The sequence below is a fragment of the Bacillus sp. FSL R5-0523 genome, from assembly GCF_037975295.1.
Classification (GTDB): domain Bacteria; phylum Bacillota; class Bacilli; order Bacillales; family Bacillaceae; genus Bacillus; species Bacillus subtilis.
Map to the genome: position 1 here is coordinate 1,858,916 of NZ_CP150251.1, position 12,502 is coordinate 1,871,417.

Below are 12,502 nucleotides of genomic sequence, written 5' to 3' on the forward strand. Positions count from 1 at the left end.
TTCTTCACTTCCTTCATCTATTTTCCATTATTTTACCTTATTATTATGAATATTCAAATGAAAAAACCGGCAGTTCTGCTGAGAGAGAATTGCCGGCTTTTTGGTGCTTTTTATTGGCCGGGAACGGAATTTTCTGCGTTGACAGCGCCCGCTCCGTAGATATTCGGATCTTCATCTTTCCATTTGTCCGTGCCGTTTTTCAAAAGCTCTTTTACTTCATCAGGGGTAAGATCCGGGTTTAGCTGAAGAATTAAAGCTGCAATTCCTGCGCAAATCGGTGTTGCCATCGAGGTTCCTGACATTGTAAAGTACTGAGACCCTACACGGCTTGACTTTTGGAGCTTATCAATATAAGAATTCGGAGAGCGAAGGGAAATAATATTAACACCCGGCGCTAAAATATCGGGCTTTTCTTTCCCGTATACTGTCGGGCCGCGGCTTGAGAAGGAAGCGACAGTATCATCATCGCTGCTTGCAGTATTGTTATCGTCAAGCGCACCTACTGTAATCACCTTTTCGCTCACGCCCGGGCTTGCAATGGTCTGCGAATCAGGGCCTGAGTTTCCGGCAGCGACACAGACGACAATCCCTGCGTTCCACGCTTCTTCAACCGCTCTGACTAACGGATCTTCCTGTTCATGATCATATCTAAGGGCCTCGCCCCCGAGCGACATGCTAATAATATCAATCGGTTCATCGGGGTTGTCCTCATTGTATTGAATACACCACTCAACACCCTCTATAATATCTGCTAACGTTCCTGAACCCTGCTTGTTTAATACCTTTACGCCGATGAGATTGGCTTCCGGTGCAGGTCCGCGGTATTGACCGGAAGAGGATGCGCCGCTGCTTGCGACATCACCTGCACAGTGTGTGCCATGACCATTATCATCGTACGGCTCTGTTTTTTGATTGACCATGTCCGCGAATCCGATAATTCTGCCTTCTAGATCAGGATGCGGGTAGATTCCTGTATCGACAACAGCGACAGTAACACCTTTTCCTGTCAGGGTTTGCCCGTTTCTGACGACTTCCTTCGCATGGCTTGCTTCGGTTGCCGTGTCTAAAAGCGCTTTGACTTCGCGGTTTAAATACACTTTACGGATATTGCTGCATTCAGAGAGAAGGGAATGTAATGCTGAAGGAGTAACCTCCGCGCTGCAGCAGTTGATTTTGTTGAAGCGGCTTTTTAGCTTGCTGCGTTTTTCTTTTTCCAGCACCTCTCCAGCCATTTGAAAGCCGGTCTCGTGACAGCCTTCCTCAAATTCGATAATGACTGACATTTTTTTTCTGTTTTGCAATTTGGTTTCGAAAAATTTATGCAAGAAGCAAGGAGTCCATTTGAAGGGCTTGTAAAGCTGCAATACGGTTTCCCGTAACGGCCAATCTAGCTTGTGAGCATTTGCTCTCACCATTTGTACCATAGAGTACCCAAACATGTATTTTCCTCCTATTATAAGGTTCTCTGTATACTCTATGAACAGATGATAGGTTTGGTAAGTTTGTTTGTCCTCTATAAGAGACAGACAAGAGTTTGTTTTTCTGAATCTTTCGCATTAGATACGATAGATTCAGAAGTTGAGGAAATCATTGGGGATTGAAAAAGAACGTTTGTTCGTATTGTAATGTGATCATATCAAACTGGGAAGGGGAGAGCAACCGTATGAATTTCTACTTGCACCGTTCTTTGGAAAGCCAAATGCCAATCAGCATTATATATATGAAGAAAGACGGAACGATTAGTAAAAGAACGATTATTGTGAGACAGAAAAGCAAAACGAAAATCAAAGCATTTTGTTTTTCGAAACAACAAATCAGAACATTTTTATTGGACTCTATCCTCTCCTGTGATTTTGTGAGAACAAATAAGCAAAATCTCTATTCTGCAGGCCGGTAACAGCTGTCCGTCTCAGCAACCGGGCAGCCTGTTACTAAAACCCTCCTTAAACCTATATACATTTATTTGCCAAGTGAGGTTGTTCCTACCTTTTTTGTCTTTCCTCTCAACCTTTTTTCACTCTTATTTGAAATGAACCGCTAATAACCGTGACAATCAATTGATTTTTTGAAACCGGGAACTTTTTCACTGATGATATTGTGTATACAATGGTAAGATAAAACCTATTGGCTAAACCTCATATAATGAACCGCGCCATTCTTATGAAAGGAGTTAAACATGAGAAGATTTTTACTAAATGTCATATTAGTCTTAGCCATTGTCTTGTTCTTGAGATATGTTCATTACTCATTGGAACCTGAACCATCAAATCAGCCAGATACATATTCAAATTTCAGCAGCTTGGCAGAGAATGAGAGCCCAGCCGATTACGATATTTCATATAATGAGAAAAAAGGAAGCAAAGTCTTAATTATGTCTCCGCATGGCGGAAGAATTGAAGGCGGAGTAAGTGAGCTTGTGCGTTATTTCAATAATGAATACTCTACATACCTGTTTGAAGGGTTGAAGTCCCACGATAACCAAACGCTTCACATTACAAGCACCAACTTTGATGAGCCATTGGCAAAAAAGAAAATCAAGGAGCATCAATATGTGGTGGCATTTCACGGATATAAAGGAGAGAACAAGAATACGCTTGTAGGGGGAACAGACCGAAAGCGGGCGAAAATGATTGTGAGAGCCCTTGAGCGGAGAGGGTTTTCCGCTGAGTTAGCGTCGTCTAAAAGCGGTCTTGCTGGATTGAATGCCGAAAACATTAATAACCAAGGGGAAACGGGGCTAAGTATCCAGCTGGAAATCAGCCGTGAGCAGAGAGAAGCATTTTTTGATGATTTTTATTATAAAAATAGAAAATACACAAAGAACAGTGAATTTTATGCTTATGTCAGTGCGATCAAAGGTGTCCTGGAAAAAGAGTATTCGTAACAAGCAGATCAGAAGACAAAATAAGAGAAGATCAGTAGACTGAAATAGGATAAAAAAGGAGGCAAAACAATGGCAGATCATCATTTTTATTTAAAAGCGAATTGGCCGGGTAACCGCAATGATGTCGGTACGATCGAAAGCGGTAACCTGATCACATCGATTTCCATTCCTAAAGAAATGGATGGCCCGGGAGAAGGGACCAACCCAGATGAAATGCTTCTCGGGGCGGCAGCGACCTGTTACATTATTACACTTGCAGCGATGATGGAGAGAAGCGGGCTGGAAAAAGAAGACTTACAGATGGAGTCAGAAGGCATTGTCGACGTCACAAAAGGAGTCTTTACATACAAAAAGATCATTCACCGTCCCTCTGTCGTGCTTAAACATGATGCTTCACAAGACGACGTCGCATTGGCGCACAAGCTTTGTAAAAAAGCGGAGTCGTCATGCATGATTTCGCGTGCAATTCAAGGAAATGTCGAGCTGCAGCTTGAAGCCTCTGTGAAACTGGGTGGAGAATAAAGAAAACAGACGGTCACTCACAGACCGTCTGTTTTTTATCTTCAGCGTGGGCTTTCGATTGATTTAGCACGACCACGCCTGCAATGACAAGCGTGAGACCGAATACACCTTTTAAACTGATGGTTTCGCCAAAAAGCAAAAACCCGACAATTGCTGTAAGCGCGGTACCAACGCCCGACCATGTTGCATACGCGCTTGATAAGTCAATTGTTTTTAAAGAAAAGCTTAGAAACGTAAAAGCAGAAAGAAATCCGACTATGACTCCGGCAATGGGCCAGGCTTGTGTAAATCCTTCTGAAAGCTTCAGCATCGTGCTCCCAAACACTTCAGATACAATGGCGAGAGCCAAATAAAGCAATCCTCTCATCTTCATCACTCCTTTACTGCCAATTAAGTAACACGACCCCTGATAGTAATAAAAGAATCCCGATAAGCCCTTTGGCATTCAGATCTTCCTTGAACCATTTTACTCCGATCACTGTCGTCAGCACCGTGCCCGCCCCGCTCCAAGTCGCATAGGAGAGGCTCAGGGGAATATGGTTTAAAGTCAGGGACAGCATATAAAAGGCGAGGGAATAGCCAATGACGACCAAAGCACTTGGCTTCCACTTTTTGAAGCCATCAGATACTTTCAGCATGGCTGCTCCTATCGATTCCGAACATATGGCAATCGTGAGGAATATATATCCTATCAACATCATAAATTCTCCTCACTATATTTTTAGATTAGAAAAAAACTTCAGCTAGAAAAATATTAGTGTATGCCTATGTATGAGTCAAGAGATTCATTTTCACACACTTAAAAAGACCCCTTTTTAAGGGGCCTTTTGCGTTTAATAATAATAAGGGAACGGGGCATACGGATAATAGGGGTATCCGCCATAAAAATAAGGATTAAATAAAGCGCTTCCTATAAGCCCGCCTGCAAGGCCGCCGATAAACGGTCCTCCAAAAAATCCGAATGGCCGGCCAAACCCAAACCCATAACCAAATCCGGGTCTTCCAAATCCGTAACCGAACCCGAACGGTCTTCCAAACCCAAATGGTCTCCCGAATCCGAACGGTCTTCCAAATATTCTTGTATCTTCAGGGCTGAAATGCTCTAACTCGTTCATGTTTTCTTTCCTCCTGTAATAAAGTGTAGATGATGCAGTGTATTCACCCCTGCCCGGATTTGATTGGGCGAATCGAGGAAAAGGAGGATGTGAACACATTGGGCCTGTATCCATCTGACTGGTCAAAAGCACCGCCCCACGCACATGCTTATCATGTCAAAACAACGAGAGAACAGGGCCATTATCATCTCATTGAAGGGTTTACTCAGCCGGCAAACGGATCAAATACCGATCAGCATACACATTACTATACAGGGATCACTTCATTTGAAAACGGCCATTTTCATCGGTATTACGGAATCTCAGGACCGGCGATTCCTTTAGCAGATGGCACACATTATCATGAAATCGAAGAAACGACGTATCTGGCCTATAACGAGCCGATTGAGATCCAGTACGGAGGGGTTGTGTACGATCCCGGAGATGACAGAAGAAAAACGCATCGTCATACCCTGAAAGGAAGGACAAGGGAAATTGTCGGCAATGAGCCGCTCGGCTGGTAGAAGGATGTTTACCGATGCAAAAAAAGGGCAAAATGGATAGGTGGTTGTCCATGTTGAATGCTATAATGGGGGGAGATTTATAAAAGAGAGTGATACATATTGAATAATACGAAGCAGCCCGTTGTCATTTTAGTCGGACCGACGGCAGTGGGGAAAACCAATTTAAGTATTCAGCTAGCCAAATCCTTAAACGCGGAAATTATCAGCGGAGATTCAATGCAGATTTATAAAGGGATGGATATTGGAACAGCTAAAATTACCGAACAGGAGATGGAGGGAGTGCCCCACCATCTGATTGACATTTTAGATCCCCAAGACTCTTTCTCTACTGCCGATTATCAAAGCTTAGTAAGAAATAAAATCAGCGAGATTGCAAATAGTGGAAAGCTTCCGATGATTGTCGGCGGTACAGGGCTTTATATACAATCTGTGCTTTACGATTATACATTTACGGAAGAGGCAAATGATCCCGTGTTTCGAGAGAGCATGCAAATGGCTGCTGAGCGGGAAGGCGCTGACTTTCTTCATGCCAAACTTGCTGCAGCAGATCCCGAGGCAGCAGCTGCGATTCATCCGAATAATACAAGAAGAGTCATTCGCGCACTGGAAATTTTACATACGTCCGGAAAAACGATGTCCCAGCATTTGAAGGAACAAAAACGAGAACTTCTGTACAATGCAGTGTTAATTGGCCTGACAATGGATAGAGACACGCTCTACGAAAGAATTAATCAGCGGGTCGATATGATGATGGAGTCAGGCCTTCTTCCGGAAGTGAAACGCTTATACGACAAGAACGTGAGAGACTGTCAATCAATACAGGCGATAGGCTATAAAGAGCTGTATGCATATTTTGACGGTTTTGTGACACTTTCCGATGCTGTCGAACAGCTAAAGCAGAACTCGAGGCGGTATGCGAAACGCCAGCTGACGTGGTTTCGCAACAAAATGCAGGTCACATGGTTCGATATGACACCGCCTGTTGATATGGAGCTGAAAAAAAAGGAAATTTTCACACATATAGCAGGAAAACTCGAACTTTAATCGAAACTGTATGATATAGAGAATCAAGGAGGACGAAACATGAAACCGATTAATATTCAGGATCAGTTTTTGAATCAAATCCGGAAAGAAAATACGTATGTCACTGTTTTTTTGCTGAACGGCTTTCAGTTGCGGGGCCAGGTGAAAGGCTTTGATAACTTTACCGTATTGTTGGAATCGGAAGGTAAGCAGCAGCTTATATATAAACATGCGATCTCAACGTTTGCGCCGCAAAAAAACGTCCAGCTTGAACTCGAATAGATCAAAAAATGCCATGTCAAGACATGAGGAAAGGCTGCCGGGGGTTCCCGGCGGCCATTTTTAACATGCATCCACTTTTGCTCCAAGCTTTGTGTAAGCTGACCATGCCAAGGCACGGTCTTTTTTTATGAGAACAACATACGGAAGTGGAAATGGTATATTATGTATAAAATGAATTTGGGAGTGATCGACCTTGTTTGAAAGTGAAGCAGAACTGAGACGAATCAGGATTGCACTTGTATGGATAGCTGTCTTTTTACTGTTCGGGGCGTGCGGGAATCAAGATACCATTATTGAAACATACAGCGGCAATTCAGACTATGAAACGCCTCAGCCCACCTCGTTTCCACTTGAACATAACCATTTTGGCGTTATGGAGGACGGCTATATCAAAATTTATGAGTATAATGAGTCCCGCAATGAGGTAAAGCTGAAGAAAGAATACGCGGATGATGAGCTTGAATAAAATTCACAAGCATTCGAATTTACAAAGCGGATGCCAGCCGCTAAACTAAATACAGACACAGATCAAACAGAGGGTGAAAACATGAAGCATAAAGTGATCGTGAATCATTGGGAAGAAATTTGCGAAGATGATTCTTGCTATGAATACGGAACAAGTATCATTGTGAACGGAAAAGAATTAATCAGAGAAGCGTCAATTATCACTGCTTTGAAGGCGGTTTTAGAAGAGATCGGCGCGGATGTTGAAATAGAAGAAACAGTAGAGAGCGAAAAATGCTGTGATAGCTTAAGAAAAAAAAATCTAGACTACTAAGCAGTTTTTTTTCATGTTATGATATACATCGGCTAAAAACGACACCCCGAGTAGGACGAGAGATGATTCTCGTTCTGCTCTCTTTTTTGGGCCCTAATGAGTCTGCCCATTTGCCTGATTTGATCAAAATATGAATTTTTCATAAAAACGAATCTATATATTGTGTTTTTGCTAGAGGGTAGTATACTATATATAGTGTTAGTGATGAGAGATTCATATTTTTTGATAGGTCGTGATAAAACGTGGTACAAATCATATTTGATTCGAAAACAGGGAATGTTCAGCGGTTTGTGAATAAAACAGGCTTTCAGCAGATACGCAAGGTGGACGAAATGGACCACGTGGACACTCCGTTTGTTTTGGTCACCTACACGACAAACTTCGGCCAGGTACCGGCATCAACACAATCATTTCTCGAAAAATACGCCCATCTCTTATTAGGAGTCGCTGCGAGCGGCAACAAAGTATGGGGCGATAACTTTGCAAAAAGCGCCGATACCATTTCAAGACAATATCAGGTGCCGATCTTGCACAAATTTGAACTCAGCGGCACATCTAAAGACGTTGAATTGTTTACTCAGGAGGTAGAAAGAGTTGTCACAAAATCAAGTGCCAAAATGGATCCAGTTAAATAACGAAATCATGATCCAAAAAGATGGAAAATTCCAGTTTGATAAGGATAAAGAGGCTGTACATAGCTATTTTGTAGACTATATCAATCAAAACACAGTGTACTTTCACGATTTAAAAGAGAAGCTGGATTATTTGATTGAAAACCAATACTACGAAGAGGAGTTCTTAAGCCTTTATTCTTTTGAAGACATTAAAGAAGTGTTTAAGACAGCTTACGCAAAGAAGTTTCGTTTTCCTTCCTTCATGAGTGCGTTTAAATTTTATAATGACTATGCTTTGAAAACGAATGACAAGAAAAGAATCCTCGAGCGTTATGAGGACCGGATCTCAATTGTTGCGCTGTTCTTCGCAAACGGCGACACTGAGAAAGCAAAGGAATATGTGCACCTGATGATCAATCAGGAATATCAGCCGAGCACACCGACATTTTTGAATGCCGGCAGAAAACGCCGCGGAGAACTTGTGAGCTGCTTCTTGCTGGAAGTCAATGATTCCTTAAACGACATTTCAAGAGCGATCGATATCTCCATGCAGCTTTCTAAACTGGGCGGAGGGGTTTCTCTTAACCTGTCCAAGCTTCGCGCGAAAGGTGAAGCCATCAAAGATGTTGAGAATGCGACAAAAGGCGTTGTAGGCGTCATGAAGCTTCTTGATAACGCGTTCCGTTACGCTGACCAAATGGGACAAAGACAAGGCTCTGGCGCGGCGTACTTAAATATTTTCCACCGCGATATCAATGATTTTCTTGATACGAAAAAGATTTCTGCGGATGAAGATGTGCGTGTCAAAACGCTTTCGATCGGTGTTGTCATTCCGGATAAGTTCGTTGAGCTTGCACGCGAGGACAAAGCGGCTTATGTATTCTACCCGCACACGATTTATAAAGAGTACGGCCAGCACATGGATGAGATGGACATGAACGAAATGTACGACAAGTTTGTCGACAACCCTCGGGTGAAAAAGGAAAAAATCAACCCGCGGAAACTGCTTGAAAAATTGGCGATGCTTCGTTCTGAATCAGGCTATCCATACATCATGTTCCAAGATAACGTCAATAAAGTGCATGCGAATAACCATATTTCGAAGGTCAAATTTTCTAACCTTTGCTCTGAAGTGCTGCAGGCATCTCAAGTTTCTTCATACACAGACTATGATGAAGAAGATGAAATCGGTCTGGATATTTCCTGCAACCTGGGCTCGCTTAACATTCTCAATGTCATGGAGCATAAATCAATCGAAAAGACAGTCAAGCTTGCGACAGACTCTTTAACACACGTGTCTGAAACAACTGACATCCGTAATGCGCCTGCTGTAAGACGGGCAAACAAAGCGATGAAATCAATCGGCCTCGGTGCTATGAACCTTCACGGCTACCTTGCGCAAAACGGCATTGCGTATGAAAGCCCGGAAGCGCGTGACTTTGCAAACACGTTCTTTATGATGGTGAACTTCTACTCCATCCAGCGTTCTGCGGAAATCGCAAAAGAGAAGGGCGAAACGTTTGATCAATATGAAGGCTCAACCTATGCGACAGGTGAATACTTTGACAAATACGTTTCTACTGATTTCTCACCGAAATATGAAAAAATCGCTAATCTGTTTGAAGGTATGCATATCCCGACGACAGAGGACTGGAAAAAGCTAAAAGCATTTGTGGCTGAACACGGTATGTATCACAGCTACAGATTATGCATTGCGCCAACAGGCTCTATCTCATACGTCCAATCAAGTACGGCGTCTGTTATGCCGATTATGGAACGCATTGAAGAACGAACATACGGCAACTCAAAAACGTACTACCCAATGCCTGGGCTTGCATCTAATAACTGGTTCTTCTATAAAGAAGCCTACGATATGGACATGTTCAAGGTTGTGGATATGATCGCCACTATCCAGCAGCACATTGATCAGGGAATCAGCTTTACATTGTTCTTAAAAGACACAATGACGACCCGTGATTTAAACCGAATCGATCTGTATGCACATCATAGAGGAATTAAAACCATTTACTATGCAAGAACGAAAGATACTGGGCAAGACAGCTGCCTTTCTTGTGTTGTTTGATTAAAGGAGAGTTTATAGTGACAAAAATTTATGACGCAGCAAACTGGTCAAAGCATGAAGACGATTTTACCCAAATGTTCTATAACCAAAACGTGAAACAGTTCTGGCTTCCGGAAGAGATTGCTTTAAACGGCGATCTCCTCACATGGAAGTACCTCGGAAAAAATGAGCAGGACACTTATATGAAGGTACTGGCCGGACTTACGCTTCTTGATACAGAACAGGGGAATACGGGGATGCCGATCGTGGCTGAACACGTAGATGGCCACCAGCGGAAAGCGGTGCTGAACTTTATGGCAATGATGGAGAACGCTGTCCATGCGAAGTCGTACTCTAATATTTTCATGACCCTTGCACCGACTGAAACGATCAATGAAGTATTTGAATGGGTTAAACAAAATAAATATTTGCAGAAAAAAGCGCAAATGATTGTCGGGCTTTACAAAGCCATTCAAAAAGATGATGAAATTTCACTGTTCAAAGCGATGGTTGCTTCCGTCTATCTGGAAAGCTTCCTTTTCTACAGCGGTTTCTATTATCCGTTATATTTCTACGGACAAGGAAAACTGATGCAAAGCGGTGAGATCATTAACCTGATCCTTCGTGACGAAGCGATTCACGGCGTGTATGTCGGTCTCCTTGCTCAGGAAATTTATAATAAACAGACAGAAGAGAAAAAAGCAGAGCTTCGTGAATTTGCGATTGACCTTCTGAATCAGTTATATGAAAATGAGCTTGAATATACAGAGGACTTGTACGATCAAGTCGGACTCTCACACGATGTAAAGAAATTCATCCGCTATAATGCGAATAAAGCGCTGATGAACCTTGGATTTGATCCATACTTCGAAGAGGAAGACATTAATCCGATCGTTTTAAACGGATTAAACACAAAAACAAAATCGCATGACTTCTTCTCTATGAAGGGGAATGGTTATAAAAAAGCGACAGTTGAGCCGCTCAAAGATGATGACTTTTATTTTGAAGATGAAAAAGAGCAGATATAATATCTGCTCTTTTCGGCTTGAAGGTTCAAATGAGGAGGACGCAGTACCCATGGGAAAAATGGACGAAATGATTTTAGTTGCCCCGCGCGATGATGTGTTTAAGAAAGAAAGCTTAACCTTCCAGGGCGTGTACAGTGAAGATAGCAGAGTAGCCGAAATCATGGCTCAGATTGAAGCGGCCTATCGTGAAATGAGAAGAGGGGACGCAGAAGAAGATCCGCGCTTCAAGCAGCCGATACCTTATGTCGTCATTAAGCGTGAAGATGAAGTTTTTCTTTACGAGCGGCTGGCTGGCGGCGGTGAATCACGACTGCACAACAAGCTTTCTCTCGGCTTTGGCGGTCATATGAACGCCATCGAAGGGGCAGCTTCATTTGCTGAAGTCTTAAAGCTGAACACAGACCGTGAGCTTGAGGAAGAACTGCAAATAAATGAAGAAGATAAACAGGCGATTGTCACACTGGGATTGATCAATGATGATGAAAACAGTGTTGGCAAAGTGCATATCGGTATTCTTTCTGCGCTTCAATTAAAGCCTGGCGCACAAGTGGAAGTGAAGGAGAAAGAACAAATTGCGGGTAAATGGATGAAAGTCTCTGAATTAAAACAGGATGACATCTATAACCGTCTGGAAACATGGTCACAATTTGTTGTTGATATTCTTGAATAAAAAACCCGGTTTCTCGCGATGAGGAGCCGGGTTTTTTTATGAGACGCTCGTCCCCGTCTCAGCTATGATTCCAAGATCACAATAGCGTCAAAGCCGGCATTTTTCGCTCTGGCAGCGAGGGTGTCTGCATTGTCTTTGGATGAAAATGCGCCAATCTGCACTTTGTATAATCCGTCCTTTAAAAGGACAATCGAGTCAAAACCTTTGGCTTCGGCTTTACTTGCGAGCGAGTCGGCATTCGCTTTGACTTTAAATGCGCCGATTTGAACCTTATATAACCCTGAGCTGGAAGTCTTTTTAAGGTTAAAGGCTTGCTCCAGCCCGTTTGCATGTCCTCTCGCTAAGCTTTGAATAAAACTGCTCGTTTTCAGCTTATTTGCATCGGCAACGGTATCAATGAAACCGTTCTCGGTCAAGAGGGCAGGCATTGCCGACTCCCTTAGGACGTGGAAGTTCGCTGTTTTTTTGCCGCGATCGGCAAAGTCGACAGCTTGTATCACTTCAGAGTGAATTGTCGATTGATAAGTCGTCGTCGGGGCTCCTACACCTGGATAAATATAGCTTTCAAAACCTGTGCCTCCCCCGGAATTAACGTGAATGGACAAAAAGAAATCTGCTCCCCAGTTATTTGCGGCATTTGTCCGGTCGTTTAAGCTGACATATTGGTCGCTTGTCCGGCTCAGCAGCAGAGAAACGCCTTCATATTCATTAGTTAATATTGTACGTAAGGCTAAAGCGATTTGCAGGGTTAACGTTTTTTCCTGAAGGCCATTACCTGTTGCGCCTGGATCAGACCCGCCATGGCCAGGATCAATAAAAATTTTAACCATTTTTCATCACCTCATTACAGGATATGAAAAAACCCGGCTTCTGCTTGTACGATTATCATTCAACTAAAAAATGAGGAAATAACCCTTTCAAATTCGGAAATTATTTCTCGGGAAAGCGCACAATTCAACATGAAGCGACAACAGATACGGTCCGACATGAAATCTGTGCATACGCCATATGTTTGTAAGTA

17 protein-coding genes are annotated in these 12,502 nt (G+C 42.8%); 12 read left to right on the forward strand and 5 right to left on the reverse strand.

Features of this window, described 5'->3' with window-relative positions; genetic code table 11:
* Positions 1–110: 110 nt before the first annotated feature.
* Positions 111–1,439, reverse strand: coding sequence for a serine protease AprX (gene aprX, locus NYE53_RS09295; RefSeq protein ID WP_339248323.1), 1,329 nt, complete (start codon positions 1,437–1,439; stop codon positions 111–113).
* Between the two features lie 224 nt (positions 1,440–1,663).
* Between aprX and NYE53_RS09300 the strand changes: the two genes are divergently transcribed.
* The 3 genes from NYE53_RS09300 to NYE53_RS09310 all read left to right on the forward strand — a co-directional run bounded on the left by NYE53_RS09300 (position 1,664) and on the right by NYE53_RS09310 (position 3,406).
* Positions 1,664–1,897 carry a hypothetical protein gene (locus NYE53_RS09300; RefSeq protein ID WP_014476869.1) on the forward strand — a complete coding sequence of 78 codons (234 nt, stop codon included), beginning with the start codon at positions 1,664–1,666 and terminating at the stop codon, positions 1,895–1,897.
* 279 nt (positions 1,898–2,176) lie between these two features.
* On the forward strand, positions 2,177–2,884 hold the full coding sequence (locus tag NYE53_RS09305) for a poly-gamma-glutamate hydrolase family protein (RefSeq protein ID WP_003245758.1): 708 nt from the start codon (positions 2,177–2,179) through the stop codon (positions 2,882–2,884).
* Positions 2,885–2,953: 69 nt separating this feature from the next.
* Positions 2,954–3,406 (forward strand): OsmC family protein, encoded by a 453-nt coding sequence (locus NYE53_RS09310; RefSeq protein ID WP_003231775.1) that lies wholly within the window; start codon positions 2,954–2,956, stop codon positions 3,404–3,406.
* 13 nt (positions 3,407–3,419) lie between these two features.
* On the opposite strand, the gene ebrB is transcribed toward NYE53_RS09310, so the two are convergent.
* From ebrB to NYE53_RS09325, 3 genes are all read right to left on the reverse strand, one after another.
* Positions 3,420–3,773 (reverse strand): multidrug efflux SMR transporter subunit EbrB, encoded by a 354-nt coding sequence (gene ebrB, locus NYE53_RS09315; RefSeq protein WP_014476870.1) that lies wholly within the window; start codon positions 3,771–3,773, stop codon positions 3,420–3,422.
* A 13-nt stretch (positions 3,774–3,786) separates the two neighbouring features.
* On the reverse strand, positions 3,787–4,104 hold the full coding sequence (gene ebrA, locus NYE53_RS09320; protein ID WP_015483253.1) for a multidrug efflux SMR transporter subunit EbrA: 318 nt from the start codon (positions 4,102–4,104) through the stop codon (positions 3,787–3,789).
* Positions 4,105–4,239: 135 nt separating this feature from the next.
* Positions 4,240–4,521 carry a hypothetical protein gene (locus NYE53_RS09325; protein WP_080529344.1) on the reverse strand — a complete coding sequence of 94 codons (282 nt, stop codon included), beginning with the start codon at positions 4,519–4,521 and terminating at the stop codon, positions 4,240–4,242.
* 89 nt (positions 4,522–4,610) lie between these two features.
* Here NYE53_RS09325 and NYE53_RS09330 point away from each other — a divergent pair, with 89 nt between their 5' ends.
* The 9 genes from NYE53_RS09330 (at position 4,611) to NYE53_RS09370 (ending at position 11,481) form a co-directional block, all read left to right on the forward strand.
* Positions 4,611–5,024 (forward strand): YmaF family protein, encoded by a 414-nt coding sequence (locus NYE53_RS09330; RefSeq protein WP_339248327.1) that lies wholly within the window; start codon positions 4,611–4,613, stop codon positions 5,022–5,024.
* A 99-nt stretch (positions 5,025–5,123) separates the two neighbouring features.
* On the forward strand, positions 5,124–6,068 hold the full coding sequence (gene miaA, locus NYE53_RS09335; protein WP_339248329.1) for a tRNA (adenosine(37)-N6)-dimethylallyltransferase MiaA: 945 nt from the start codon (positions 5,124–5,126) through the stop codon (positions 6,066–6,068).
* A gap of 39 nt (positions 6,069–6,107) precedes the next feature.
* Positions 6,108–6,329, forward strand: coding sequence for an RNA chaperone Hfq (gene hfq / locus NYE53_RS09340; protein ID WP_003221097.1), 222 nt, complete (start codon positions 6,108–6,110; stop codon positions 6,327–6,329).
* Positions 6,330–6,522: 193 nt separating this feature from the next.
* Entirely contained in the window at positions 6,523–6,795 is a 273-nt protein-coding gene (locus tag NYE53_RS09345; RefSeq protein ID WP_339248331.1) for a YmzC family protein, read from the forward strand.
* An 81-nt stretch (positions 6,796–6,876) separates the two neighbouring features.
* Entirely contained in the window at positions 6,877–7,107 is a 231-nt protein-coding gene (locus NYE53_RS09350; RefSeq protein WP_003245262.1) for a hypothetical protein, read from the forward strand.
* 242 nt (positions 7,108–7,349) lie between these two features.
* Complete coding sequence (gene nrdI, locus NYE53_RS09355; RefSeq protein ID WP_003231758.1) at positions 7,350–7,742, forward strand: class Ib ribonucleoside-diphosphate reductase assembly flavoprotein NrdI; 393 nt, start codon at positions 7,350–7,352, stop codon at positions 7,740–7,742.
* Entirely contained in the window at positions 7,702–9,804 is a 2,103-nt protein-coding gene (gene nrdE, locus NYE53_RS09360) for a class 1b ribonucleoside-diphosphate reductase subunit alpha (RefSeq protein ID WP_014476877.1), read from the forward strand. The genes nrdI and nrdE overlap by 41 nt, the downstream gene beginning before the upstream one ends.
* 17 nt (positions 9,805–9,821) lie before the next feature.
* The gene (gene nrdF / locus NYE53_RS09365; RefSeq protein WP_003231754.1) at positions 9,822–10,811 is read left to right on the forward strand and encodes a class 1b ribonucleoside-diphosphate reductase subunit beta; all 990 of its coding nucleotides are present in this window, start codon (positions 9,822–9,824) and stop codon (positions 10,809–10,811) included.
* A 49-nt stretch (positions 10,812–10,860) separates the two neighbouring features.
* The gene (locus NYE53_RS09370; RefSeq protein ID WP_003245105.1) at positions 10,861–11,481 is read left to right on the forward strand and encodes a hypothetical protein; all 621 of its coding nucleotides are present in this window, start codon (positions 10,861–10,863) and stop codon (positions 11,479–11,481) included.
* A 62-nt stretch (positions 11,482–11,543) separates the two neighbouring features.
* Here the strand turns inward: NYE53_RS09370 and cwlC are convergent, their stop codons facing one another.
* The gene (gene cwlC / locus NYE53_RS09375; protein ID WP_014476879.1) at positions 11,544–12,311 is read right to left on the reverse strand and encodes a sporulation-specific N-acetylmuramoyl-L-alanine amidase; all 768 of its coding nucleotides are present in this window, start codon (positions 12,309–12,311) and stop codon (positions 11,544–11,546) included.
* Positions 12,312–12,502 lie beyond the last annotated feature (191 nt).

Coding starts and splice junctions, on each gene's coding strand:
- aprX (WP_339248323.1), bottom strand. CDS start 1,439: ATGTTTGGGTACTCTATGGTACAAATGGTGAGAGCAAATGCTCACAAG.
- NYE53_RS09300 (WP_014476869.1), top strand. CDS start 1,664: ATGAATTTCTACTTGCACCGTTCTTTGGAAAGCCAAATGCCAATCAGC.
- NYE53_RS09305 (WP_003245758.1), top strand. CDS start 2,177: ATGAGAAGATTTTTACTAAATGTCATATTAGTCTTAGCCATTGTCTTG.
- NYE53_RS09310 (WP_003231775.1), top strand. CDS start 2,954: ATGGCAGATCATCATTTTTATTTAAAAGCGAATTGGCCGGGTAACCGC.
- ebrB (WP_014476870.1), bottom strand. CDS start 3,773: ATGAGAGGATTGCTTTATTTGGCTCTCGCCATTGTATCTGAAGTGTTT.
- ebrA (WP_015483253.1), bottom strand. CDS start 4,104: ATGTTGATAGGATATATATTCCTCACGATTGCCATATGTTCGGAATCG.
- NYE53_RS09325 (WP_080529344.1), bottom strand. CDS start 4,521: ATGAACGAGTTAGAGCATTTCAGCCCTGAAGATACAAGAATATTTGGA.
- hfq (WP_003221097.1), top strand. CDS start 6,108: ATGAAACCGATTAATATTCAGGATCAGTTTTTGAATCAAATCCGGAAA.
- NYE53_RS09350 (WP_003245262.1), top strand. CDS start 6,877: ATGAAGCATAAAGTGATCGTGAATCATTGGGAAGAAATTTGCGAAGAT.
- NYE53_RS09370 (WP_003245105.1), top strand. CDS start 10,861: ATGGGAAAAATGGACGAAATGATTTTAGTTGCCCCGCGCGATGATGTG.
- cwlC (WP_014476879.1), bottom strand. CDS start 12,311: ATGGTTAAAATTTTTATTGATCCTGGCCATGGCGGGTCTGATCCAGGC.